The sequence below is a fragment of the Allocatelliglobosispora scoriae genome, from assembly GCF_014204945.1.
In the GTDB taxonomy this organism is placed as follows: Bacteria; Actinomycetota; Actinomycetes; order Mycobacteriales; family Micromonosporaceae; genus Allocatelliglobosispora; species Allocatelliglobosispora scoriae.
In genome coordinates this window covers 195,111-220,179 of record NZ_JACHMN010000001.1, presented here as the reverse complement: position 1 = coordinate 220,179, position 25,069 = coordinate 195,111, and the positions used below count along the sequence as shown (strand labels likewise).

Here is a 25,069-nt window from a genome sequence, read left to right as displayed (position 1 = left end):
CAACCGACCGCGTCGGCGGCGGCCGCGACGACCCCCGGGTCAGGAGACGCCGGGGACCCGCCACAGCATGACCATCCCGTCGCCGCCCGCGGAGGCGAGCAGCCGCCCGTCCGGGCTGAACCGCACCACCGCGACCTCTCCCTGCGGGTAGTCGTAGCGGACGACCTCGGTGCCGCTGAGCGCCTCGAGGACGACGACCCCGTCGGCTCCGGCGAAGGCGGCGAGCGATCCGTCGGGGCTCAGCGCGACGGAGGCCGCCGCATCCCCCATCACGCGGGCCCGCCGCACCCCGGCGACCGTGTCCCAGCTGGTGACGAAGCCGTTCTCCCGGGTGGTGGAGGCGACCGCGAGGAAGCCGCCGTTGGCGCTCCAGGCCAGGTCGGTGCCGCCGGTGGAGACCGGGTTGTCCACGCGCAGCAGCTGTCGGGGCGCCGCCACCGTCCAGACGCACGCGGCCTCGCTCAGGGCGTACCCGGCGATCTTGGTGCCGTCGGGGCTGAACCGCAGCAGCACCAGGAACTCGGTGAGACCGGCCTTGTCCTTGGCGTCGACCCTGGTGTAGACGCCGGTGGCGATGTTGTAGAGGCGCAGGCCGCCCTCACCCTTGTCGTGGATCGAGCGGCTGAAGGCGCAGAGCATGCCGTTGGGGCTGAAGTCGAGCTCGTCGTCCTCGATCAGCACCGGCAGGTTCGACAGCGGACTCAGCGTCCGCGTCTCGGTGTTCCACACGTGCGGCAGGCCGGTGTGCGGGCGCAGGTAGACGGTGACGCCGTCGCGCAGCACGACCGTGCGGGTGATGCCGGCTGTCGCGCCGGGGATCGCCGCCCGGGCGACGACCCGGTCGGTGGCGAGATCCCACGCCATCACCTCGCCCTTGCCGCCGCCGCAGAACACGCTGCGGCCGTCCTGGCTGAACGCCACCGAGGTCACCGGTGCCCCGAACTCGGTGACGCGCCCGAGCGCGCCGAACGGCAGGATCCCGCCGGGCACGGTGGTCCGTTTCGGCATCACCTTGCGGCGGGCGCCGACGACGATCGCCGTGGCGGTGCTGGTGCCCACGATGGCGAGGCCGGTGACGCCCGCGGCGATCAGGGACCTGCGCGTCGGCTGAGCGAGGCGGCGAACCTCCGCGGACTCCGCCGGCTCCTCGCCCGGCAGGTCGCCTTCGGGCTCGGCGGGCGGCTTCGACGCGTACGCGAAATTCGGGATGATCGCGGAGATCTCCACCGTGGGCCCGTAGACGACCTCGGGCGGCAGGACCATCTGCGACGCGGACGGCGGCGTGCGCAGCGGCGCCACGGCGGGGGCAGCCGCAGCGGCCGGGGCGCCCGCACCGGCGTCGGCGAGCGCCTGGGCGATGTGCTTGAGCCTGCGGCCGAGGATCTCCGCGGTGCCCGGCCGGTGCGCCGGCTCCTTCTGCAGGAGCTCCTCCACGACGGCGTCGAGGGGGTCCGGCACGTCGGGGCGGTGCCGGCGCAACGAGTCGGGTACGCCGGTGCGGTGCTGCTCGCGGAGGTCGCTGCCGCTGCCGGGGAAGACCGGGCGGCCGGTGAGCAGCTCGAACAGGATGCAGCCGAGGGCGTAGAAGTCGGCGCGCTCATCGACGGCGCCGCCGCTGATCTGCTCCGGCGCGAGGGACGGGTCACCGGTCGACACCGCCCAGGCGATGCCGAAGTCGACGATCTTCACGGCCCCGGCGGTGGAGAGCAGGACGTTGCCCAGCCGCAGGTCGCGGTGGAGCACCCCGAGCCGGTGGGCGGCGGCGAGCCCGGCGCAGATCTGCCGGGCGACGTCGACCGCGTCGGCGACGGGCAGCGGGCCGTCCCCCGCGGCCAGGCGCCGCTGCAGTTCGTGCGCGAGGGAGTCCCCGGCGACGAGCTCCTGGACCAGGTAGTGGCTGCCGTCGTGCTCGCCGACATCGAAGAGGGTCACCACGTTGGGGTGCGCGACGGCGCTGGCGGTCTCGACCTCGCCGACGAACCGGTCGACGGCGGCGGGGATCAGCTCGTCGTCGAAGGCGCCCGTCCGGACCACCTTGATCGCGACCGGCCGGGACAGGCGGTTGTCCGTCGCCCGCCAGACCTCTCCCGTGCCGCCGAGGCCCAGGCGCTCCTCCAGCACGAAGCGCCCCGAGATGACCTGTCCATAACGCACCGGGCAAGTGTGCCCCAAGCAGCCCGGGGCTCGCTCAGCCACCCGGCCCGACATGGGTGGATCATCGGGCGCCGGCGACGCCGGCGGCCGCCCCGCGCACGCCCGGCACGCCCCGCCGGGCGGCGCGAATCCCTTCAGCAGGGCGGCTTTGGGGTTCGCAGGGTCATCACTACAGTGTGTCCGGCAACGGGGTCCCAACCGCGCGATCGCGCCCGGCGGCGCCGACGGAGAGGAGTCCAGACGATGGGCAGAAGGATCACCAGGCGCGCTCGGCTGCGGTACTGGTTCGACAACACGATGTCGCGGGGCACGCTGGGGCTGATCGGCTGGCTCGCGGTGGTCTCGATCGTCATGGTCCTGGTCGTCACCGGCGCGCTGGCCCTGGTCGAGCCGCCCGGCGAGGACAACCCCGTCCAGCTTCTCTGGCAGACCTTCGTCTCCACCTTCAGCCTCGGTGCGCCGGAGACGGGTACGGTGCCGGTGCTGGCGCTGTGGTTCGTCCTCGGGGTCGGCGGCATCTTCATCGTCAGCGCCCTCGTCGGTCTGCTCACCAGCGGCGTCAACCGGCGCCTGGAGCAGCTGCGCAAGGGGCGTTCACAGGTGCTCGAGCGGGACCACTCGGTGATCCTCGGCTGGTCGGACCAGATCTACACGGTCATCGCCGAACTCGCCGAGGCGAACAAGAGCCGCCGCAGTGCCGCGATCGCCATCCTCGCCGACCAGGACAAGGTGACGATGGAGGACAGGGTCCGCCACCGCCTGCCCAGCACCGGCAAGACCCGGCTGATCTTCCGTACCGGCAGCCCGCTGGACCTCACCGACCTGGAGATGGTCAATCTCAACGAGGCCCGCTCGATCATCGTGCTGGCACCGGACGCCGTCTCCGCCGAGGACGCCGACGCCTATGTCCTCAAGACGCTGCTCGCCATCAACAAGGGCCCGGCTTTCCAGGGCCGCCCGCACCACGTCGTCGCGTCCGTCCGCGACAGCCGCAACCGGACCGTGGCGAAGCTGGCCGGCGGCGACGCGGTCGTCATCGACGGCGACGACATCAGCGCCCGCCTCATCGTGCAGACCGCGCGGCAGTCGAAGCTCTCGGTCGTCTACACCGACCTGTTCGACTTCGGCGGCGACGAGCTCTACATGGTGAGCGAGCCCAAGCTCGTCGGCCTGCAGTTCGGGCAGGCACTGCAGGCATACCGCAAGTGCTGCCCGCTCGGGCTGCTCAGCGCCGACGGCAAGACCACACTGAACCCGCCGATGACCACGGTGATCGGGACCGGCGACAAGATCGTCATCCTCGCCGAGGACGACTCGATGATCAAGCTGGCCGGTCGGGTCTTCCCGATCGACGAGGCCTCGATCGTCCACGCCGTACGCGGGCCCGCCGCCCCGGAGAGCACGCTCATCCTGGGCTGGAACGGCCGGGCCACCCGGATCATCGAGCAGCTCGACGTCTATGTCGCCGAGGGCTCGACGGTCGACATCGTGACCGACCGGTCCGACGCCGACACGATGGTGGTCCGGCTCGCCCCGCGCCTGCGCCGCCTGATGATCCGATCCAAGGGCGGCGACACGCGCGACCGCACCGTGCTGGAGACCCTCGACGTGGGGTCTTACCACAACGTGATCGTGCTCTCCGACGACCTGCTGGACCCGATGACCGCCGACTCCCGGGTCCTCGTCACCCTGCTGCACCTGCGCGACCTGCTCGCCGGGGGCGGGCGGTCCGGCTCCATCGTCAGCGAGATGCGCGACGACCGGGACCGGGCGCTGGCCCAGCTCACCAAGGCCGACGACTTCGTCGTCAGCGAGCAGCTCGTCAGCCTGCTGATGACGCAGATCTCGGAGAACCGGCACCTGGAGTCGGTCTTCGTCGACCTCTTCGACCCGGACGGCGCGGAGATCTACATCCGGCCGGCCAACTACTACCTGCGCCCGGCGCCCGGGTTCACCTTCGCCACCGCCGTCGAGGCGGCCCGCCGCCGGGGCGAGGTGGCGATCGGCTACCGGGTCGCGGAGCCCGGCGACGGGCACGGCGTGGTCCTCAACCCCGACAAGGACGTCCCGATGCCCGTCATCGACCGCCTGATCGTGCTCTCCAACAGCTAAGACGCCATGAAGGCCGGGTCACGGCCGGAGACACCGGCGAGCCGGTCGTAGATCGGGGCGTCGACCGCCACCGGCGTTTCGGGGCCGAACGCCTTGCCGTCCGCCTCGTCGCCCCGGAACTGCGGCTTGAGGGTGGCACTCACCCAGTCGAACGAGGCCTGGCCGATCTCAGGATCGAGCGCGACCGGCTGGCCGGTCGCCCTGGCGAGGTCCCAGGCGTGCATCGCGAACTCGGCGACCTGCTGGTCGACAGGGAAGCGGGCCGGCACCTCGCCGAGGCCGGGCAGGGTGATGGTGCCGGTCAGGTCACCGGCCTGGCGCCACGCCGCGAGCAGATCGGCGGCGCCGTCGCGGAAGGCCGCGGCACGGTCGGTCAGGACCTCCGGCGCGTCGGCCGACCAGTCCGGCCGACCGCCCTGGGCGGTGACCAGGAATCTGTCGAGGTCGGCGATGAGATGGTCGCCGAGCTGGGCAACGGTCCAGGACCGGCACGGGGTGGGCAGCGATTCCTGGTCGGTGCGAACGGCGGCGAGCAGCCCGGCCACCTGGTCGAGGGAACGGGCGAGCAGGTCGATGGGGTCGCTGGTGATCATGAGATCAAGGTAATCACACCGGTCCGACACTGCCCAACCCAGCCCGATTCACACCGCTCACAAGCGAACATGCCCGTGGGCCGGGTGCGCCTACGCCACATAGGCCCTATTAGGACACGGCGGCACGCACACCGACAATGTGCTGGTCAAGCATGATTAATGGACAAATAGGTAATATCACCCAGGTGATTTTCTCCCGAATGAACCGGCCGCTGCTCGCCACGGGAGCGGCCCTCGTGGCCTTCGCCGTGCTGCAGCCGGCGAGCGCGAGCGCCGCGCCCAACTGGCGCACGGCGGTGCAGATCCTCGCCGTCAACGACCTCCACGGCAACCTCGACGCAGTGCCCGGCGCCGCCGGCTCGGTCATCAAGACCGACGCCGCCGGGAACCAGGTCTCGGTGCAGGCGGGGGGTGTCGCCCGGATGGCGACGCTGCTCGACGCCGCGCGCCAGGGCCAGGGACGCACGCTCACCGTCGGTGTCGGCGACATGATCGGCGGCAGCCCGCTGCTGTCGGCGGCCTACCACGACGAGCCGACGGTCCACGCCATGGAGCTGATGGGGTTCAACGTCTCCTCCGTCGGCAACCACGAGTTCGACGAGGGCCGCAAGGAGCTCAAGCGGATCGTGGACGGCGGCTGCCACCCCGTCGACGGCTGCGCCGAGCCGGGCGTGCGCTACCCCGGCGCGAAGTTCCCCTACCTCGCCGCGAACGTCGTGGACACCAAGACGAAGAAGCCGATCCTCGCTCCCTACTGGATCAAGAAGTACGCCGCGTTCAAGGTCGGCTTCATCGGTCTCGTCACCCGTGACGTGCCCAACGTCGTCGTCCGCGACGGCATCAAGGGCCTGGAGTTCCGCGACGAGGTCAGCACCATCGACAAGTACGCCAAGGAGCTCAAGAAGAAGGGCATCAACGCGATCGTGGTGATCATCCACGAGGGCGGTGCCACGAGCAGTCCTGTCTACAACTTCAACTGCGACGCGGGCGGTCCGGGCGCCGGGCTGACCGGCGCCATCAAGGACATCGCGAAGCGCACGACCCCGCTGGTGGACCTGTTCATCACCGGGCACTCGCACGAGGCCTATGTCTGCAACGTGCCCGACCCGGCCGGCAACCGGCGCCTGGTCACCCAGGCCGCCTCGTTCGGGCGCACCTTCACCGACATCCGCTTCGACATGAACCTCAAGACCCGTGACATCGTCCGGTCGTCGGTCAGCGCCGCCAACAACATCGTCACGCTCGACACCGCCGAGCAGTCGCCGGTGATGCAGCTCGTGGAGACCTGGCGGGCCCGGTCCGCGGCGGTCGCCAACAAGCCGATCGGATACATCTCGGCCGACCTGCCCGGACGCGGCTCGACGCTGCCGGAGACGCCGCTCGGCGACGTGATCGCCGACTCGCAGGTCTTCGGCACCCGCTCCGCCGGTGCGGAGCTCGCGTTCCTCAACCCCGGCGGGATGCGGGCCGACCTCGTCTACCGCGCCAGCGGCACCGAGGGGGACGGCGTCGTCACCTTCGGCGAGGCGTTCCAGGTCCAGCCGTTCGACAACATCCTCGTCACGATGACGCTGACCGGGACGCAGCTGATCAACGTGCTGCGGGAGCAGTATTCGGGCAAGAACGAGGCGTTCCCCCGGGTGCTGCAGCTCTCCTCGGCCCTGCGCTACACCGTGGACCTCGGGCGGGCCGGCGGCGACCGGGTGCTCGCCGACACGGTCCGGGTCAACGGGCAGCCGGTCGACCCGGCTCGCGGCTACCGCGTCACCGCCAACACCTTCCTCGCCGCCGGGGGCAACGACTTCCCGACCTTCGTCGCGGGAACCGACCGGGTCAACGGCGGCATCGACCTCGCCGCGTTCGTGGACTACTTCGCCGCGAACAGCTCCCCCGGTACCCCGCTGCCGAAGCCGACGGCGGACCGGATCACGTTCCTGCCCAAGCCGTAGCGCGACCGGAAGCGGGCCCGAGCGCACACCGCGCTCGGGCCCGCTTCCGTTTCAGGGGACGAGCTGCTCGGCTGTGACCGGCCGCAGGGACTCCGCGGCCTCCCGCAGCGGGACGACGGCGGCCGGGCCGCTGACGAGGACGAGGAAGCCGACGCCCTGGCGTACGGCGTACGTGCCGCTCGCGTCCTCCCACACGCCGGTGGAGACCTCCCGGCAGGGCTCGGCGGGCGCCGCGTCGACGGCGAACGGCGCGCACCTGGTCGGCGGGGCGAATCCCGTCGGCGCCGCCAGCACCGTGACCTGGATCCGGGGCCCGCCCGCCCCGGGTGCGGCGTACCGGTCCGCGTCCGGCGCCATGGTGACCTCCAGCCGACCGGCGACCGCCTCGGCCCGCTCGACGAACCATCCGGGCAGGTCCGGGGCGACCAGCGGGACGGCCAGCTGCTCGATCGCGGCTCGATCGGCGGCCGTCGACGGGATCGGGCGCGCGGCGTTGCCGCACAGGACGATCACCCAGCACAGGGCGTAGACGGCCAGGCGCAGTGTCGGTCGCAGCACCGGCCCGACGGTCAGTGCCGCCACCAGCGCACCCGTGCCACCGGCGACGACCCAGACGGCGACCGGCGGGGTGCCGTCGGCGGCGATCAGCAGGTAACCCCCGACGAGCAGGGCGCCGACGACGGTCCCCATGCTCCCGGTCAGCCAGGGCCGCGGCACTCGCGCGACGACGAGCACGAGGCTGGTGCAGAGCGCCGAGAGGAAAAGCTGGACGCCGATCTCGGTCACCAGCCAGAGGCCCCCCGGGGCGGGGTCCGGGTCGGGCCAGACCTCGCTCGCCGCGAAGCCCAGCAGCAGGCCGGCGCAGGCGGGCGCCAGCAGCGCCCGACCCCACCCGGCCGACGCTTCGGTACGCGGGTCGACCAGTTGCCGCAGCGCCAGCGCCGCCGGTATCGCCGCCGCCGCGAGCAGCAGCAGGTAGCAGCCGAAGAGGACGGCGATGAGGGAGGCGGTGCCCCCGGTGCCGCCCAGGCCGGATGCGGTGAGGCAGGCGAGCACCAGTGCGGTGGCTCCCGCCGCGGCCATGAGGCCGGTACGCAGCCGGAGCCACCGCACCGATCCGTCGACGTGGTCATCCACGGACAGGGACCAGCCCTTCGCGCAGACGGGATCGGCGGGGCGACTTCACAGGGGTGTCGGTCACGGCGTTGACGCTGCCAGCAGCGGTGGCGGCGGGACAGAGTCCGCGTACTCAACGGGAACTGAGCAATTTCTCAGGAACGCGCCGAGTGGTCGAGTTGGACAGGCTGAGCAAGACTGGGAGCCCCGACCGGCGGATCCCCTCAGGAGGATTGGCACGATGGCTCAACAGACGATCCCGCACGACAGGTCCGAGCAGCTCCAGCAGATCCGCAGCGGCCTGCTCGAGGGCGAGCAGATCATCGCGGTCTACGACGCGATCGGCACCGGGACCGGGTTCATCGGCCTGACCAACCGGCGCGTGATAATCCAGGACAAGTCGTTCGTCGGCAAGCGGGTCGCGATCACCAGCATCCCCTACTCGAAGATCACGAGTGTCAGCGTGGTGGCGAACAAGTCGTGGGCCGGGCAGTTCTTCTCCACCGGCTCGATCGCGATCCATGTGGGTACGCACACCTACGAGGTCGACTTCCGGGGTGACAACAAGGCACAGCACGTGCACAACATCATCCTCCACTACATCTCTTGATCCCCTTCGCCTCCGGCCGCGACGCGGATGTCTTCGCGCTCTACGGCAAGCGGGTCCTGCGCCGTTACCGGCTCGGTGGTGACGTCACCGCCGAGGCGGCGATGATGGCGCACGTCGAGGCGTTCGGGTTCCCCGTACCCACCGTCTTCGTCGCGAGCGGCGCGGACCTGGTGCTCGCGCGGATCGACGGACCGACGATGCTGGCCGCGCTCGTCGCCGGGGACCTCGCGACGGCGGAGGCCGCGCGCGTCCTCGCAGACCTGCACCGCCGGCTGCACCTGGTCCCGGCGCGGCTCTCGGCCGACCCCGCCCACCGGGTGCTGCACCTGGACCTGCACCTGGACAACGTGCTGCTCGGGCCGGACGGCCCGGTCGTGATCGACTGGCGCGACAGCGCCGACGGCCCGCCGGAGCTGGACGTGGCGGTGTCCGCCCTGATCATGGCCGAGGCGGCGGTGAATCCGGCGTTCAACCTGCGGCGGGCCGCCGGGGAGGTGCTGAGCGCCTTCCTCGCCGAGCCCGGCATGCACCCGCTGCCCGCGCTGGCGGAGGCGGTCGCGCGCCGCACCGCCAACCCGGCGCTCGGCCCGGCCGAGATCGCGCTGCTGCCGCTCGCGGCGCGGCTGATCCGCTCGTCCGCCGCGGGCTGACCGTCACGGGACGGCCGCCGCCTCGGGCACGTCGGAGCGCGGCGCCGCCGACTCCGGTCCCGGGCCCGCCAGCAACCGCAGCAGCCCCGCCGCCAGCAGGTGCGCGGCTCCCTGCACGGTGAGCAGGTCCATCACGCCGACCCGGTCGCCGAGCGCCCCGGCGACGGCCGCGCCGACCATCCCGGCGACCGCCTGGCACATGGCGAGCGCCGCGAAGGCCCGGCCCCGCAGCCGGTCCACGGTCTGCTGCTGGAAGAGCGTGATCGCCGCGGCGCTGCCGATCGCGCCCGGGACGCCGATCAGGAAGAAGAGCACGATCACCGGCCACAGGGCATCGGACCAGCGGGGATAGTTGATGATCAGGAGGTCGCCGAGGCCGAAGAGCGCGAAGCAGACGGCCGCGAGCGCGACCGGGCGGGCGCGGGTGAGCCGGGTCGCGGCGAGGCTGCCGATGATGCCGCCGACCGCCTGGGCAGCGAGCAGCCAGCTCATCTCCCGCGCACCGGCGTGCAGCGCGCGGGTGACGAAGGCGGCGAAGAGGGTGAGCATCATCCCCTCGCCGATCGAGATGACCGTGACGAAGACCAGGATCGCCCGGGCGATCCGGTTCCGCGCCACCGCGCGCAGGCCCTCCACCAGCTCGTACCGCAGCCGGTGCTCCTCGCGGTCGGCCCGGTGGCGCCCGCCGATCAGCGCGACGAGCAGCGCGGCGAGGGCGAAGGTGGCCGCGTCGAGGACGGCGGCTCCGCTGAGCCCGAGCGTCGCGACGACGGCACCGCCGAGCACCGGCCCGGCGAGCCGGGCGACGAAGTTGTTGAGGGCGTTGAGCGCGTTCGCGGCGGCGAGCCGGTCGGCGGGGACCAGCCTCGGCAGCAGGGCGCCCTCGGCCGGGGCCGCGAACTGCGCCAGCGCCGCCTCGGCGAAGGCCACCACGACCACGATCCAGGCCCGCGGCGCCGCGCTCACCGCGAGCAGGGGCAGCAGGGCCACCGCCTGCAGCACGCTGGTCGCGACGAGCACGCGCCGCCGGTCCCAGCGGTCCACACAGATCCCGGCGGGTACGCCGAGAAGCAGCCCCGCCGCCAGCGAGGCGAGGACCGTGGCGGCGACGGTGGCGGGCGAGCCGGTGAGCCGCAGGACGTAGATCGGCAGGGCGATACGCAGCGCCCAGTCACCGGTCATCGAGAGCAATCCGGCCCACCAGAGCAGGCTGAAGTCACGGTGGCGCAACAGAGTGAGGTTCATGGCAGGGACGACCCGTCGGGCTCGGCAGGGAACGCGGCGCCGGATGGTCGGCACCGCGTCGCGGGCATCGAGTCAACGGGGCGAGAACGTCGGTGCCTGAGGCGGTGACGTCGCTTGCCGTTGCGCATGCTCGACCCGAGGGCGAGCGCTGATGAGCCTATCGCACCGCCGGGCCCGGCGGAACCCGCTGGTCAGGCCTGCGGGTAGGGCGTCTCGGCGGGCAGCAGCGCGGACGCGGCGGCGAGATCGCCGGCGGTGACGAGGGCGTGGATCCGGTGGCACAGGTCGCTGACATCGGTGATCTGGACGGTCCAGTCGTCGACGTATCGGTGCGACGCGTCGCCGGAGAGTCCGATCTGGACGGCCCGGTGCGGCAGCGGGCGCAGGTGCAGGTCGCGCTCGGGGTCCCACTGGATCCGCACCGGTGCCCGCAGCGACTCCTTCCACTCCGCACGGGAGCCGTGGACGTCGCTCTCGTAGCTGCTCAGGGCGCTGTTGGCGAGCGCCCAGTCGAAGCCCTCACGGCGGATCCGGATCGCCAGCACCCGTTCCTGGCCGGGTTTGGCCGCCCAGCCGCTGCGGTACATCATCCAGAGGAACGAGGGCTTGATCCAGGTCATCCGGTCGCGTTTGAAGCCGTCGGCGAACCGGCCGTGTGCGATGGCGGGGTCGGCGATCACCGGGGAGTACGCCTGGTACACCGTGATCGTCTCGTCGTCGTGCAGCGCCCGGACCTGGCGTACCGGGATGGTTGTCATGATCGGTGAGCGTAACCGGCCGCCTGGCGGGCTGTCGCCGGGTTTTCCGCTGCCGGGCGGCGTGCGGGCCGCCCGGCAGCGGAACCTCAGATGGGTTGGATGGTGGCGATCCGGCCCATCGCGATCTGCGGCTGGACGTCGAAGTCGCTGCCCGTGGCGGAGACGGCGAGGAAGCCCTTGCCGCCGCGGCAGGCCAGCGCCCGATCGCTGGCGACCAGCGGGATGTTGATGGCGAGCAGGCTGCCGATCGGCAGGTTGGGGATGAGGTTCAGCGGCGAGACCGGGATGCTGACCACGTCCGGGATGCGCACGTCGGTCTCGGAGTGCAGGAAGGTCCAGTTGCCCGGCGCGACGTTTCGGTTGATCTTCGCGCGGTAGGGCGAGACGTAGATGAACCGGGCCGTGTTCAGCGCGGGCATCGCGTCCACGGCGCCGACCTTGATGACCTGGTTGGCGGTCTGGCCGGTCCGCAGCAGCGCGGTCTCGGAGATGAAGAAGAAGTTGACCGGGTTGCGGCCCGGAGGCAGGGACAGCGGCGGCCCGATCGGCACGTCGACGCTCGCGATCGCCTCGTTGTTGAGCAGGCTCGTCTCGGTGTCGCCACCGGCGAGGACGTAGCCGCTCATCATGTCGAACAGGCGCGGCCCGTCCTGCAGAAGGTCCAGCCCGACGTCGAACTTCTCGCCCTGGTGCACGCCGAGCTTCGCCGCCGGGATGATCAGTTCCATCATCTCCGGGACGGCCGGGTCGGCGTTCTGCACGATGTAGCGGTTGAACAGGAAGTACGGCCGCGCCGCGTGGTCGAAGTTGGCGTAGTACGGCGTGATCAGGATGACCCGGACGGGCTGGGTCGCGGCCTCGGTCCCCGCGTTGCCCACCTCCACGGTGATCGTGATCTTGGACGGGTTGCCGTCGACGGTGCGGGCGTTGCCGATGCTGATCCAGAAGTCCACATTCTGCGATGCGGCCTGGGCACTCTCGGCGAGCACGGTCGCACCGGCCGCCGCCGCGAGACCGACGACACCGGCTGCCTTGAGCACGGTTCTGCGCTCGACGCCGCCCTCGACGGCGTTCGGCGATGAGACGGATGGATCCATTCCAGCCTCCAGGGGACGATACGGCCGGCGAGCGGGCCTACCGGTACGGTGCCCGACTGGTCGGAGTGCAGCCAGCGTGCGCTCCCCCGGCCGACCTCGTCGATCGCCCATCCGAGGTCTCACGTTCGGGATCCCCCTGTGGAGGTCACTCGGCCGTGGCCCGCCCCCTTCGGGTGACGACCCTGGTGACGGCCTGGCGGTGCTGACACCGTGAATCGGTATCCGGACACCGCCGAGCGCGGAGGTAGGGAGACACCATGGCCGTGCTCGACGTGTGCGCCGCGGCGCTGGCGACCACAGCGCTGGCGAACCTGGGTGCGGCCGCACTGCTGTGGCGCCGCAGCCGGGTCGGCGGCCCCCTGCGTCACGAACGCGAGGTCATCGCCGGGATCGCCGCGGCGAGCGCCCTGGGCGGCTGGGCCGTCACCGGCGAGTCCGTCACCGCCGCCCTCGCCGTGGCCGCCATCGGCGCGCTCAGCCTCGCTTTCGGACGGTCCCATCCAGCGGGGCGGTGGGCGAGCGCCGCCGCCGCGCAGCTGCACGTGCTCTTCGCGGCCTTCTGGATCGTGTTCGCCGCCACCGTCGACGCCGGACCGGTCGTGGCGGTGCTCGCCGTCGCCTGGGCGGCGGCGGGGGCGGTGACGCTGCCGAGCAGGCTGATCGACGGACACCTCCACCGGGAGGTGCTGTGCCGCGACGGCTGGACCCGGCCGAAGCGGCTCGATCCGGCCGCCGTCCGCGGCGGCGGCCGCCTGATCAGCGTGCACGTGCCGACCTACGCCGAGCCGCCCGAGGTCGTCTGCGCCACCCTCGACGCGCTGGCCCGGCAGGTCTACCGCGACTTCGAGGTGATCGTCATCGACAACAACACCGTCGACGAGCGGCTGTGGCGGCCGGTGGAGCAGCACTGCCGCCGCCTCGGCAGACGTTTCACCTTCCTGCACGTCGCGCCATTGACCGGGGCGAAGGCCGGTGCGCTGAACCACGCGTTGCGCCACACCGATCTGGACGCGGAGCTCATCGCCGTGGTCGACGCCGACTACCAGGCGTCGCCGCACTTCCTCTCCTCGCTCGCCGGGTACTTCGACGACCCGGCGATCGACTTCGTGCAGACCAGGCACGACTACCGCGACTGGGCCGGCAACCCCTACCTGCGGGCCTGCTACTGGGAGTACCGGATCATGTACGCCACCTACCTGGTGAGCCGCAACGAGCAGCACACGGCGCTCACCACCGGCACGATGTGCCTGCTGCGGCGCAGCGCGCTGGACGGAGTCGGCGGGTGGGCGCAGTGGTGCCCGACCGAGGACTCGGAGCTGGCGATCCGGCTGCACGCGGCCGGCCACCACGGGCTCTACCTCGACGAGAGCCTCGGCCGGGGGCTGATCCCGCCGACCTTCGACGGCTACCGCGCCCAGCGGCACCGGTGGATCCGCGGCCCCGTACAGGAGCTGCGGCGGCACTGGCGGCTCTACCTGCCCGCACGCTGGGCAGCGCCGTCCTCGCTGCGTCCGGTGCAGAAGCTGCTGCTCGCCAACCACGGCCTGCGCAGCGTCGTCACCGGGCTGAGCGCCACCACGGTGTGGCTCGTCGCGGCTGTGGTGCTCGCGGCGGCCTGGTTGCGCCCGGCGGCAGCGGTGCCGATCGCGGCGCTGCTCGCACTCGTGGCCGGCCGGGCATCGATGGAGTGGATCGGCATGCTGGCCCACCGGCACGCCACCGGCTGCTCCGCCACCGACGCGGCGCAGGCGGCCCTGGCCCGGGCCGCGCTGAGCCGAGTCGAGTGCAGCGCCGGGCTGAGCGGCTGGCTCGGCCGGTCCCGTCCGTGGGGCCGCACCGCGAAGTTCGGCGCGCGCCCACGCGGGCTGCGGAGCCTCGATGCCGTCCGCACGGAGCTTGCCGAGGGCGTCGGGTTCGGGGTGATCCTCCTCATCGGAGTCCTCACCTGGTCCGGCAGCGGACTCCTCGCGGTCGCCCTGCTCGCGGTCGCCGAGCGCAGCGCCAGTTGCCTCGCCGCTCCCCTGCTGGCGCTGCGGGCCGACGGCACGCTGCGGCCAGCCCGGACGGGCGGTCCCCGGCACCGCGCCACCGGACTGCCTCGTCAGCGGCCGCCTGGACGGCGGCTGCCGGACCGGCCCAGGCGGCGATGACGGCGACGCGCCGTCCACATACGACGTACCCGAACCGTCCGTCGAGCCGTCACCGGCCGGTTGGCTGCGGCCCGGCCCGATGGCAGTCCGTGACATACTCGCCGGTAGTTTCAGATCTTCGGCGAGTGCATGCGTGAATCCCGCAGATCCGTTGCGCGATAACGGCTCGGTGTCACACGGTGGCCGGGTGTCCGTGGTCGCCGTCGCGGCACCACCGTCGCGACCGCCCGTCAAGCACGCGCCGATCCTGCCTTTTGCCAGCCAATTTCCGATCCCGTTTGGGAATCCTTGTCCGAAATCCTGAGGCGCTTCAACGGCCCTGACACCGGGCTGCCCGTTGACGAAAACAAGATCTACTACCGCTTGGCAGAACTGATCCACTGCCCTGCTCGGCAGAGTCACACAATGCTTGACCTGGTCATACTTGCGGAGGCGCCACTACGACGGCATGAAACGCGACGACCGGCGGCATCGGCGCCCGTACCTCAACGGCAGTCACTGATTGACATATTCACCAGCACTACCTCATCACTACCTTTTAATGGAGATGTGTCGAAATATCAGGTTTTAGTGGATGGGGCTGGTCTAGCTTGGAATTCGTTCCTGCTTGCCTTTGATTGAGGAATCCGATGTCCAATCTCCTTATGGCGCGTGGATACTCCGCGCCCCGAACCATTTCCGAACCCACCGAGCTGTCCGATCTCGAAGAGATACGGAAAAGCACTTTCGGCGAATGCGTCACGGTCGACCATCAGGGCACCGTTTTCGCCTTCGTCCGTGCTTCCGAAAATGGCGACATCCTATACAACATCCTCGATTCCCAAATCGGCGTCGATGCAGGCAGCGATGGGTGGACGGGCTACTCGAAGCTGGAATTTCCGCCGGATCTGCGCCCGGCCGGACTGTCGATCGTCACGGTCGGCAATGCGGCGGGCGATCTGCTCGCCGCCTCGGGCGCACCGTTCAAGGTCGTCTCCGACGGGAAGTACCTGCACGTCTTCCAGCAGTCGTCGCGCCACACGCTCCTGCTGAATCGCTTCATGTTCAAGCGGGTGAGCGAGCCCGGCTCCGGCACCCTGACACCGGTCCTGGAGCCGGTCTGGGAGGTCCGGTTCCAGCAGTCCGGAGACCGGGACGTCCCGCTGGGCGAGCATGACTCGCAGTCCTACACGACGGTCGACGGAACGCCGTTCATCGAACCCGTCATCGAGCTGCCGATGATCTCCGATCTCGACGAGAGCCGGTTCGATGCACTGATCCTGCCTGGTCAAGACGGCTCTCCCGGCCGCTGGCAATTCTTCGCCGTCAATACCCGTACCGGCCGCCTGGACTTCTTCTCGTTCCCGATGGACGCCGACGGGCTCTTCGACCTGACCGACGCGATCGGCGACGACGGCACCATCGAACCCGATGTCTCCGTCCGGTTCAGCCTGGACGATCCCACGGCGGGGATCCTGCCGCTGACGATCGTCGGCGCTCCGAGCGCCACCGAGTACACGCTGCGCGAACGGGTCAGGACCACCTCGGGTGAGGGCCTGATGCTCCAGCGGGCCACCCGGGTGATGCTGGCGCTGCCCGTCACCGGGGTGCCGGGGACGGATCAGGCGCCGAGGTTCGCCACCCTGGACTGCGCGATCGCCAAGGACGGCAGCCTCGTGCTTCCGCCGGCCGAGACCACGGTGGCCGCCATCGCGCCGGCCAACTACGCGCTGGGCTTCAGCGACGGCGCCTACGTGTCCCTGCCCGATGCCGAGGCGCTGCGGATCGCGGGCTCCTTCGCCACGGAGTTCTGGCTCTACCCGAACAGCCTCGTCGCCGGCGACCAGTACGTGATCAGCGGGGACAGGTCGGTTCCCGCGACGGAGGCCGCCGTCTACATCAAGATCACTCATGATCTCCGGGTGGCCGCCGGCTTCGGTTCCGGGGACACCGCGACCGAGACGCAGACCACCGACGCGGTCATCGTCGGCGCGCAGTGGGTCCACGTGGTCGTCAGGTTCACCTACGACAGGGACGCCGCCATCGGCACCTTCACCGTACTCGTCAACGGCGACGTCGTTCCGCTGACGGAGGCCACCGTCCACGCGTGCCCCGCCGGCAACCCGATCACGACGATCAGCGGCAGCAGGGACGGCATCGTCGGAATCCTCGAGGGACTTCGGCTGTGGTCGGGCGCGGACACCACGGAGCAGCCGATCGCCGACTGGCCGTTCAACAGCGTGAACTACGAGGCGGAGCCGCCGACCACTCCGGACGTTTCCGGCAACCGGATCGACGCGGTGGTCGACGGCGCGATCCTCACCGCGTCCTCGGCGCCGATCTCCGCCGACACCCAGGGCAGGCTCTACATCGACGACGAGGGCCGGTCGGTCTATGCCGGACTGCTGGACTTCGCCGAACCGGAGGGCTCCGGCTACCTCATGACCGGTTCGGACGGCCTGGTGCACCTCTACTTCCAGGGTGGCCGCAGCTCGACCGCCGCGGGACTGTTCTGCGTCGCGCAGTACGACGCCGAGTCGGCACGCGCCGTCTACGAGAGCGGGTGGACCGCGACGGCGGGGTCGGCGGCCCAGAACGGGTTCCTGCGCTTCACCGCGGCACGGTCGGGAACCTTCATGAACCTCGCGGAGATCACGATCAGCCCGTCGAGCGCGTCGCACCTGTGCCAGCTGAGCATCGACGACGGCAACGGCCGCATGGAGACCTGGCTCGGCGTTCCCCGCTCCCTCGACTCCTTCATCGCCGTCCTCAACGGGCTGTCCACACACGACCTCGCCGACACCGCCTACCTGACCGGTAACCGCGTGTTCTACGACAACGCCGGGATCTACGCCACGAGCCGCCTGCCGGTGGCGTCCGAGGGCGAGCAGACGCGCATCACCGTGCTGTCGCGGTATCCGTCGCGGCTGCAGCTCAGCCGAGGCGGTGTCACCGATGTCACGGCGGAGACCTGCACGCTGCGGCTGGAGTTCGTGGTGCCGGGGTGGGGGGACGCCCATCCCGTGAAGCAGGAGTGGACCGCCTTGCCGGTACGGGCCACCGCGCTGCTCGCGGTCCTCGCGGGCACCTCGGCGACCTACGACTACTCGGATCTGGCCTCGGCGAGCTCCACCGTGCGCGCCCTGGTCGCGTCCGACGCCTACGGGGCACCGCACGACCTGCTGATCCTCGCCCGGCCGGACGTGACGGACATGACCATCGGCATCGCCCAGGGCACCAGCCCGGACCTGTGCGACGTGTCGATCACGGCCGGGCCCGGCAATGAGGCCCTGCTGCGCGACGTGCCGAGGAACCAGAACGGGTTCGCCGACGCGGTCAACGCGAGCGCGATCGCGGCGTACCTGGTGCTCATCGCGGACGGCGCGACCGCCCTCCTGAGCGACGTGGCCGCGTCGACCCCCGCCGAGCAGGACATGCGGGCCTGGGCCGCGATAACCGTCGGCTTCCCGGACCGGCCGCTGGGGACCGACGCCACGATGATCGCGCGGGAGCCCGTGCCGGCCGCCGTCCGCCAGGGCTCGACGCTCACCACCGCGGACGGGCGCACCCGGGTGGTCGAGGGCGCGTCCACGATGTTCCGGTGCAGCCCCGCGAACCGGCCGACCAACGGCGGCACGGCGATGGTCGACGACACGACGGCCTACACGGACGGCTCGGCCAATCTGGTGATCGCCGCGGTCAACGGCGGGTGGGTCCGGCAGAGCCCGGACAAGGCGATCACCCTCGACGGCGGGTCCGCCGTGGGCTGGGACCAGTCTGCCCGCTCCGCGCAGCGCCTCGCCGTACGCGGCGACCTGACCGTGGAGACCTGGTGCAGCCCCGGCGGCGCCGGCAGCGTCGATGCGATTCCGCGGCTGGCGACCTACTGCCGGGACCTGACCGACACGGTCCACGGGCCCATTCAGTGGGCGCTGGGCCTGCGGCCGGCGCCTTCGCTGAGATTCGCCGACAACACCTCGCTCCCCGGCTCCTACAACCTCCCGGGCACCGCGTGCACCATGCAGATCACGCTCAGTCCCGAGGAGGCCAACGGATCCGGAAAGGTGCTCAGCCTCTCGACCATCGGCGCCACGCAGCCGTATGTCGCCATCACCGTGGACGACGATCGAAGACCGGTCGCCCGGTACGCCACCGGTTCGCTGATCGTGACCGGCACCGCCCGGCTGGCCAAGGGCGTCTGGAAGCAGCTCACGGTCACCCTCGCCGAGGCCGGGGCGGGGCAGGTCAAGCTGCGGCTCTACGTCGACGGAGTCCTCGACGGCGAGGCGGTCGGTGCCAAGGCGGCCTTCACCCAGGTACCCGGTTCGTTCCGGGTCGGTGCGACCACCGGGGCGTTCCCCATACTCGCCAACGGCGTCTTCCTGTGGACGAGCGCGCTCGAACCCGAGGACGTGGCGTTTCACGCCACCTCGGCGCCGCAGCCCACCGACCGCGATCTGGTCATCGCCTGGTACCTCACCGACGGCCACGGCTTCGTGATCCACAACGCGGCGATCGACGGCGGCCGAGTCGGCACAGGAATCGTGAACCCGGCCGATGAGCCGTGGTCCCGATCCGGCATCTACCGAGCGGCATGGGGAACCAACCGCTCGCTCGGAGTCCTCGCCACCGACACGCCGCTGCTGGGCGGATGGCACAACGTCGCCATGACCTACCGCACGGCTCACGCGTTGGCACTGGGCGGAGCCGACTACGCCGACTGCGGCAGCGACGCGTCGCTCAACATCGACACAGCCGGTTCGATCGAAGTCTGTTTCACGCCCCACCTGGTCGACGCCGTCCAGTCGCTTGTGTCCAAGCCGGGCAGCTACGAAATCAGGCTGACCCGCGACAACAAGGTGAACCTGGTCCTGTCGACGACATCGTCCGAGGAGAGCACGGTGTCCCTGACCACTCCCGATTCGCCGGTCCGCAGGGACGTCCCGTTGTACGTCGCCGTGACCGTGGAGACGGGAACGACCAAGGAGAAGCCGGAGGCCTACCGCCCAGGCGATGATCCCAGGTCGCAGCGGTACTTCCTCCGGGCCGCGATCTACGTCAACGGCAGCCCCGCGAAGGAGTACGTCAAGGACGACTACGAGGAACCCATCACGATCGCTACCAGCTCGCAGCGGCTCAACCTGGGACGCAACACCGCCGGCGCCGCCTACTTCACCGGCGCGCTCTCCGACGTGCGGCTGTGGAACCGGGCGCTGCCCCAGGCGGAGATCGCGGCCACCTCGCAGTCGCACCGCATCGGCTCCGCCGACGGACTCGTCTCGTCCTGGCGGTGGGCGCAGTCGAAGGGCAAGTACGGCCTCGACGACAACAACGTCAACAACGCCAGGCTGACGAGCAACGTCCTGTGGCGGATCTACCCCGCGAACTCGACGCTGTCGCTGTTCGTCGACGGAGTCCGGCAGTCCGCGGTCCGGGTCGTCGATCCGGAGCTGGTCGGCGGATACGGCATCGAGCAGTACACGGTCGCGGCGAACCGCACGGGCACCACGACCCTGCAGAACATGTTCGCCGGATCCGTCAGCGAGGTGCGCGTGTGGGACGCGGTCCGCACCGAGGACCAGATCCGGTCGGACATGTACCGGGCGCTGAGGGGGTCCGAGCGCCATCTGGTCGGGTACTGGCCGTTCAACGAGGGATCCGGCATGGTCGTCGGCGACGCCACCGGCAACGGCAACGACGGCGTCTTCACCGGCGAGGCGGGGCGGCTTCCGCGCTGGATCACGGCACGCGCGCCCATCTCGGACGAGGCCAAGGAGGTCTACAACATCCTCGGCGGCCTGCGCAACGAGCACCACGAGCCGATCACGGGCGTACCGTCCGCCGTGGAGTACGCCGACACCCGGCGCAACGCGTACGGCGAGGTCTACAGCGTCATGAAGCGCGGCTACGCGGCGCAGGTCGGTGCCCGGGTCGACCTCGTGACGGGCTTCCTCGTCGGCGACCTCGCCACCGTCTACGCGGGCCAGGCCCGGACCGCGCCGTCGCTGGTCGGCTTCGTCGAGGGCGCGCCGCCGATCCCCAGCGAGAACCAGACCGCGCCGTGGTGGGACGACGTGACGTCGCGAAACGCCTATGACGGCAACGCCGCGATCCAGGTGACACAGGCGCAGACCGCCACGCGCACCTTCACCGGCGGTCAGCGCCTCGGTGACGCGTCGTCGGCCGACGGCAAGGTCGGGATGTATTTCAGCACCTCGGCCGGCCAGGCGATCGGTGTCGGTACGGAGGTCGAGTGGCAGGTCGCCGTGGCCGAGCAGCACCTGGGCGCCGGTCTGCACGACACCGCGAGCGCGGGATCGGGAGAGGACGCGGGCTTCGGCTTCGGCACCTCGGCGGCGACCGTCGACGCCATGAGCACCACCGGTGAGTGGGAGGACGAGCACGCCCTGCTCAATCCCGCGGTCGGTCGGCGCTACATCCCGGACAACACGGGGTACGCCGTGGTGAAGTCGATGACCGTCGACGTCTATCTCGCGAAGCTGCTGGGGTCGAACACGATCGTCAAGACGACGTTCGTCCCCAACGGGGACATTCCCGAGGATGTCAACATCATCCACTTCCCGATCGACCCCCGGTACACGAAGAACGGCACCCTCGACGGCATGGTCGGGTTCATCCCGGATCCGGACTACCCGGCCGCGGGCGGCAAACCGGCGAGCTATTTCCGGCCGGTGGAGGCCTACAGCCTCAAGCGGTCCGTCGAGTGGCAGGGCAAGCAGCTGGAGGCGTACTACCGGCAGTTCAGCCAGTCCAACCGCAGCCGCGGTCCCGCGTGGGACTACGCCGACGTGGACTGGAGCAAGCAGAACGGGTTCGTCGACTTCCGCGACAAGGCGCTGCCGGCCGAGCCGTCCTACGACTGGCAGAAGAAGCTGTCCAAGCGAGGAATCGTCAACACCTACGTCTGGACGGCGGCGGGCGGCTGGCACAGCGAGCAGTCCGAGCTGATCGACACCCGCAGCGAGTCGTACTCCGGGATCACCGTCTCCGAGCGGGGGTCGGGCCTCGCGATGGACATCGCCGCGGCCATCGGCGCCGGCCTCTACTGCGAGCTCGACGCGCTCAACGGCAGCTCGGTCGAGGTGGTGTCGGTGAAGTCCCACGACAGCGAGTCCGGATTCGGGCTCGACGTCCAGCTCGCCGTCGAGCGCTACCTGAAGCGCCCGCTCCTCGACGAGCAGGGAAAGCCGGTCGGCTACACCAGGGAGAACGCGCCGGGGAAGGTGGCCGGGTACCGCTTCCTCTCCATCCTGACCCCGCCGACGGTGCAGAACTTCGACACGTTCCGGCAGCAGGTCATCGATCAGAACTGGCTGCACAACAGCCCCGACTCCGGTGCGGCGGCACTGCGGACGGCCACCACCCAGGCCAACGGGGCGTGGCGGGTCCTGCACCGGGTGACCTACGTGAACAGGGTTCCGGCACCGCTGCAGCCGGTTCCGACGGAGACCACCGCGACCGAGCTGGTCCGGCCGGCCGACCTGGCGGGGAACATCGTCGTCACCCAGCTCGTCGAGCGGCAGATCAGTGTGGCGCCGTACACCATGCCGACCCCGGCCCAGATCGGTGCGGCGGTCACGGCGGTCCTCGGCGAGTCGCCGGCCGACCCGGGGCTGCTGGCCCACGCGCTCACCTGGTGGACGGCGTTCCTCACCGCGGCGGGAGACGAGCGCAGCGACGCCCACCACCGGCTGGTGGAGCTGCGCGGGAACCTTCTCGGCTACATGGTCCAGAAGTACGCGACCGAGCCGGAACTCCTGTGATGACCCGCGTATCCATCCGAGTCGAACCAGTCACGAACCGAACGAAGGAGCAATGGTCATGAACAACACGACGCAGTGGGAAGACCTCTACTTACGCAACAGCTTCCAGGACACCGGCGCCTATCCCACCGGCGGCAAGGCGAGCCGATCGCCCGACATCATCCCGCTCGGCGACGCGCCGGTCTCCAACCCGGAGGCGCTGATCAACGAGGAGAACTGGCGAAGGGACTACGGCAACTCCACGAACGCCGGCGAGTCCAACTACATCTACCTGCGCGGGCGCAACCTCTCGGCGCAGGACACCGAGGGCTGGCTGTACCTCTACTACGCGCCGTCGGCGCTGCTGCTGTGGCCGACGGATCCGCTCGACCCGTCGCGCGGGTGGTCCCGCAGCCCGCTGTCGACATCGAGCGGGGCGACCAAGGTCCGTGTCGCGCCCAAGGCCGGCGAACGCTTCGTGACACCGGAACCGTTCCACTGGATCCCGAAGCCGATCCACAACGACCACTACTGCCTCATCGGCCGGGTGGTGACCGAGGCGAACCCGAATCCCATTCCCGCGCTGGGCGAGCTGAAGACGCTCGACGAGCTCGCCGTCTACGTCTCGCAGCACCCCAACATGGCGCAGCGCAACGTCACCACGATCAATCCCAAGCACAAGACCACCACCAGCACGCTCGAGTACAACCAGGGCAGCGCGGGCGGCAACGTCTACTTCAACATGAACTGCCTGAACGTGCCGAACGGGTCGCGGGTGGCTTTCAGCTGCGGCACCACGGGCCCCGATCCCATGATCCAGATGGAGGGAACCGTCAAGAACACGGTGGGATCCGACGGCATCGCCCGGTACAGCCTCGCCCTGTACTCCAACATCCCGGCCGGGTGGCAGTCGAACCTGCAGTACACCTGGTTCAGCGAGGGCAGGGTGCCGCTGCCCGACATGAGCATCTCCTTCGAAATGATCATGCCGAACGGGACCACGCACCCGGTGCTGGCGGCGGCGCAGCGGCCGTTGACGGACTTCGGGATCCCGGCCGAGCTGATCCCGGCGGACGGGCCCACCCACGGCATCCGGATGGGCTCCAACATGATGAAGACGCTGCCCGTCGCGGTCAACTCGTCGGACCCGGACTACTCGGGCGGCCTGCGCGATCTGGTGGGCCAGGCGCCGGACTCCTCGTCCCTGCTCTTCTCCGGAGTCACCTGGGGTGACCGCTACAGCTCGATCTTCGGCGCCCAGACCGCCAACTACGACGTGGCCGTCACCCGCAGCACCGACAAGAGCGTCCGCACCGAGACGGTCAAGGTCAGCGAGGAGAAGGCCGGCGAGGAGGGTGAGCTGCGCGCCGCCGAGGCGGACTCCGCGGACCTCTGCGTGGACACGAGCCTGGAGACGGGGACCTACGCCGGGGACATCCTGGCCGTGCTGACGGCGAAGAACGTGCCGATCGGCAGCGAGATCTGGTTCCGGAACCTCGACGGCAGCTTCGGCATCGAGGTGCAGCCGGCGCCGGTCAAGAACCAGAACGAGTTCACGGTGACCGCCACGGTCCGAGGACTGCCGGCGGGCTACGCCACCAAGATCCGCAGCTTCCTGCGCCTCAACGGCGAGCAGCTGCCCGAGGGTGCCCACCTGAAGTTCTCGATCGTGAAGCTGACGGTGACGGCGGATGAGGCCGCGGACCCGAAGAAGGGCGAGACCCTGGGTGTGGTCGTGTTCCAGAACTGACGCGGATACCGGCGGATCGCGGGTGCGGCCTCGGGGCCGCACCCGCGACTGCGTGGCGAGGCCTTGCCGGGAGAGCGCTCTCACGGCATGATCCAGCGATGCGCAGCATCACCAAGCCGGACCTGTCGGACGCCGACATCAGCCGCCTGATCCAGGCAGGCCTCGGCGACGGCGTCCGGGTCGCCGAGCACACCGAGTTCACCGACGGCTACTTCAACGCCGCCCATGCCGTGCGGCTCGACGACGGCCGGGAGGTCGTCCTCAAGGTCGCGCCCGACAAGGGGCTGACGATGCTGCGCTACGAGGTGGACCTGATGCAGACCGAGATCGAGTTCTTCCGGCGCGCCGCCGCGACCGGGGTCCCCCTGCCGGCGATGTGGCACGCCGACGCCGACCAGGGCTTCATGATCATGGAGCGGCTCGGCGGGATGTCGCTGGAGCACGCCAAGGCGACGATGCCGCCCGAGCAGCTGCTGCGGATCCGGCGGCAGCTCGGCGCGGCGGCGGGCGCGATCACCGGCGTACCCGGCGAGGTCTTCGGTTATCCGCGACGCGACGGCCGTACCAGGTCGGGGAGCTGGAGCACGTCGTTCCTGGCCTTCATCGACGACATCCTCGCCGACGCCGTCGACACCGACCGGCCGCTGCCCCGGCCCGCGGCCGAGATCCGGGAGCTGGTCGCCCGCCAGGGCGGGCTGCTCGACACCGTCACCACCCCGGCCCTGGTCCATTTCGACCTGTGGGACGGCAACGTCTTCGTGATCGCGGACGAGGCGCGGTGGCGGATCGAGGGGCTCATCGACGGGGAGCGGGCCTTCTACGGCGACCCGATCGCCGAGCTCGTCTCGCTCACCGCCTTCCACCCGGCGGCGGAGAGCGACGCGGTGATCGACGGGTTCCTCGGCCGCCCGCTGACCGCCGGGGAGCAGACCCGGCTCTGCCTCTACCGGACATACCTGTGGCTGATCCTGGTCGCCGAGACCGCCGTGCGCGGCTATCCGGCGCAGGAGAACGCCGAGCTCCTGAACTGGGCGAGCGAGCGGCTCACCGCCGACCTGACGGAGTTGGCCGCCGCCTGAAATCGGGCACGAAAGGCGTGCGCTGCACTGGTCGCGCTCCCACCGGCGCGGTGCGGCCACCGTT

Annotated in this window: 14 protein-coding genes; 8 read left to right on the top strand and 6 right to left on the bottom strand. The window is 70.5% G+C overall.

Going from position 1 to position 25,069, the window contains the following annotated elements; all coding sequences use genetic code 11:
• Window positions 1–39: 39 nt before the first annotated feature.
• Window positions 40–2,154 (bottom strand): WD40 repeat domain-containing serine/threonine protein kinase, encoded by a 2,115-nt coding sequence (locus tag F4553_RS00890; protein WP_184830873.1) that lies wholly within the window; start codon window positions 2,152–2,154, stop codon window positions 40–42.
• A gap of 243 nt (window positions 2,155–2,397) precedes the next feature.
• Here F4553_RS00890 and F4553_RS00885 point away from each other — a divergent pair, with 243 nt between their 5' ends.
• Window positions 2,398–4,266: a CASTOR/POLLUX-related putative ion channel gene (locus tag F4553_RS00885; RefSeq protein WP_184830871.1), complete on the top strand. Its 1,869-nt coding sequence runs from the start codon at window positions 2,398–2,400 to the stop codon at window positions 4,264–4,266.
• On the opposite strand, the gene F4553_RS00880 is transcribed toward F4553_RS00885, so the two are convergent.
• Complete coding sequence (locus F4553_RS00880; protein WP_184830869.1) at window positions 4,263–4,859, bottom strand: TIGR03086 family metal-binding protein; 597 nt, start codon at window positions 4,857–4,859, stop codon at window positions 4,263–4,265. The two genes, F4553_RS00885 and F4553_RS00880, sit on opposite strands and share 4 nt — an antisense overlap.
• A gap of 185 nt (window positions 4,860–5,044) precedes the next feature.
• Between F4553_RS00880 and F4553_RS00875 the strand changes: the two genes are divergently transcribed.
• Window positions 5,045–6,808 carry a bifunctional metallophosphatase/5'-nucleotidase gene (locus F4553_RS00875; protein WP_221469640.1) on the top strand — a complete coding sequence of 588 codons (1,764 nt, stop codon included), beginning with the start codon at window positions 5,045–5,047 and terminating at the stop codon, window positions 6,806–6,808.
• Between the two features lie 51 nt (window positions 6,809–6,859).
• On the opposite strand, the gene F4553_RS00870 is transcribed toward F4553_RS00875, so the two are convergent.
• Entirely contained in the window at window positions 6,860–7,945 is a 1,086-nt protein-coding gene (locus F4553_RS00870) for a hypothetical protein (RefSeq protein WP_184830867.1), read from the bottom strand.
• 220 nt (window positions 7,946–8,165) lie between these two features.
• Here F4553_RS00870 and F4553_RS00865 point away from each other — a divergent pair, with 220 nt between their 5' ends.
• Window positions 8,166–8,534, top strand: coding sequence for a PH domain-containing protein (locus tag F4553_RS00865; RefSeq protein ID WP_184830865.1), 369 nt, complete (start codon window positions 8,166–8,168; stop codon window positions 8,532–8,534).
• On the top strand, window positions 8,531–9,184 hold the full coding sequence (locus tag F4553_RS00860; RefSeq protein ID WP_184830856.1) for a phosphotransferase: 654 nt from the start codon (window positions 8,531–8,533) through the stop codon (window positions 9,182–9,184). Before F4553_RS00865 ends, F4553_RS00860 begins: the two co-directional genes overlap by 4 nt.
• A gap of 3 nt (window positions 9,185–9,187) precedes the next feature.
• Here F4553_RS00860 and F4553_RS00855 read toward each other — a convergent pair whose 3' ends face one another.
• The 3 genes from F4553_RS00855 to F4553_RS00845 all read right to left on the bottom strand — a co-directional run bounded on the left by F4553_RS00855 (window position 9,188) and on the right by F4553_RS00845 (window position 12,284).
• Window positions 9,188–10,429, bottom strand: a complete 1,242-nt coding sequence (locus tag F4553_RS00855) for an MFS transporter (RefSeq protein ID WP_184830854.1) — start codon at window positions 10,427–10,429, stop codon at window positions 9,188–9,190.
• Between the two features lie 191 nt (window positions 10,430–10,620).
• Window positions 10,621–11,187 (bottom strand): DUF4291 domain-containing protein, encoded by a 567-nt coding sequence (locus tag F4553_RS00850; RefSeq protein ID WP_184830852.1) that lies wholly within the window; start codon window positions 11,185–11,187, stop codon window positions 10,621–10,623.
• 86 nt (window positions 11,188–11,273) lie between these two features.
• On the bottom strand, window positions 11,274–12,284 hold the full coding sequence (locus F4553_RS00845; RefSeq protein WP_184830850.1) for a hypothetical protein: 1,011 nt from the start codon (window positions 12,282–12,284) through the stop codon (window positions 11,274–11,276).
• Window positions 12,285–12,541: 257 nt separating this feature from the next.
• Here F4553_RS00845 and F4553_RS00840 point away from each other — a divergent pair, with 257 nt between their 5' ends.
• The 4 genes from F4553_RS00840 (at window position 12,542) to F4553_RS00825 (ending at window position 25,005) form a co-directional block, all read left to right on the top strand.
• Window positions 12,542–14,434 (top strand): glycosyltransferase, encoded by a 1,893-nt coding sequence (locus tag F4553_RS00840; RefSeq protein WP_184830848.1) that lies wholly within the window; start codon window positions 12,542–12,544, stop codon window positions 14,432–14,434.
• Between the two features lie 629 nt (window positions 14,435–15,063).
• A complete protein-coding gene (locus tag F4553_RS00835) occupies window positions 15,064–22,197 on the top strand; it encodes a LamG-like jellyroll fold domain-containing protein (RefSeq protein ID WP_184830846.1) in 7,134 nt (2,377 codons plus the stop codon).
• A gap of 58 nt (window positions 22,198–22,255) precedes the next feature.
• Window positions 22,256–23,926, top strand: a complete 1,671-nt coding sequence (locus tag F4553_RS00830; RefSeq protein ID WP_184830844.1) for a hypothetical protein — start codon at window positions 22,256–22,258, stop codon at window positions 23,924–23,926.
• Window positions 23,927–24,024: 98 nt separating this feature from the next.
• Window positions 24,025–25,005 (top strand): phosphotransferase family protein, encoded by a 981-nt coding sequence (locus F4553_RS00825; RefSeq protein ID WP_184830842.1) that lies wholly within the window; start codon window positions 24,025–24,027, stop codon window positions 25,003–25,005.
• Window positions 25,006–25,069 lie beyond the last annotated feature (64 nt).

Excerpts from the sequence above, each read along its gene's own strand:
- F4553_RS00885 (WP_184830871.1), top strand. The coding sequence starts at position 2,398 with ATGGGCAGAAGGATCACCAGGCGCGCTCGGCTGCGGTACTGGTTCGAC.
- F4553_RS00880 (WP_184830869.1), bottom strand. The coding sequence starts at position 4,859 with ATGATCACCAGCGACCCCATCGACCTGCTCGCCCGTTCCCTCGACCAG.
- F4553_RS00865 (WP_184830865.1), top strand. The coding sequence starts at position 8,166 with ATGGCTCAACAGACGATCCCGCACGACAGGTCCGAGCAGCTCCAGCAG.
- F4553_RS00855 (WP_184830854.1), bottom strand. The coding sequence starts at position 10,429 with ATGAACCTCACTCTGTTGCGCCACCGTGACTTCAGCCTGCTCTGGTGG.
- F4553_RS00850 (WP_184830852.1), bottom strand. The coding sequence starts at position 11,187 with ATGACAACCATCCCGGTACGCCAGGTCCGGGCGCTGCACGACGACGAG.
- F4553_RS00845 (WP_184830850.1), bottom strand. The coding sequence starts at position 12,284 with ATGGATCCATCCGTCTCATCGCCGAACGCCGTCGAGGGCGGCGTCGAG.
- F4553_RS00840 (WP_184830848.1), top strand. The coding sequence starts at position 12,542 with ATGGCCGTGCTCGACGTGTGCGCCGCGGCGCTGGCGACCACAGCGCTG.
- F4553_RS00835 (WP_184830846.1), top strand. The coding sequence starts at position 15,064 with ATGTCCAATCTCCTTATGGCGCGTGGATACTCCGCGCCCCGAACCATT.
- F4553_RS00830 (WP_184830844.1), top strand. The coding sequence starts at position 22,256 with ATGAACAACACGACGCAGTGGGAAGACCTCTACTTACGCAACAGCTTC.
- F4553_RS00825 (WP_184830842.1), top strand. The coding sequence starts at position 24,025 with ATGCGCAGCATCACCAAGCCGGACCTGTCGGACGCCGACATCAGCCGC.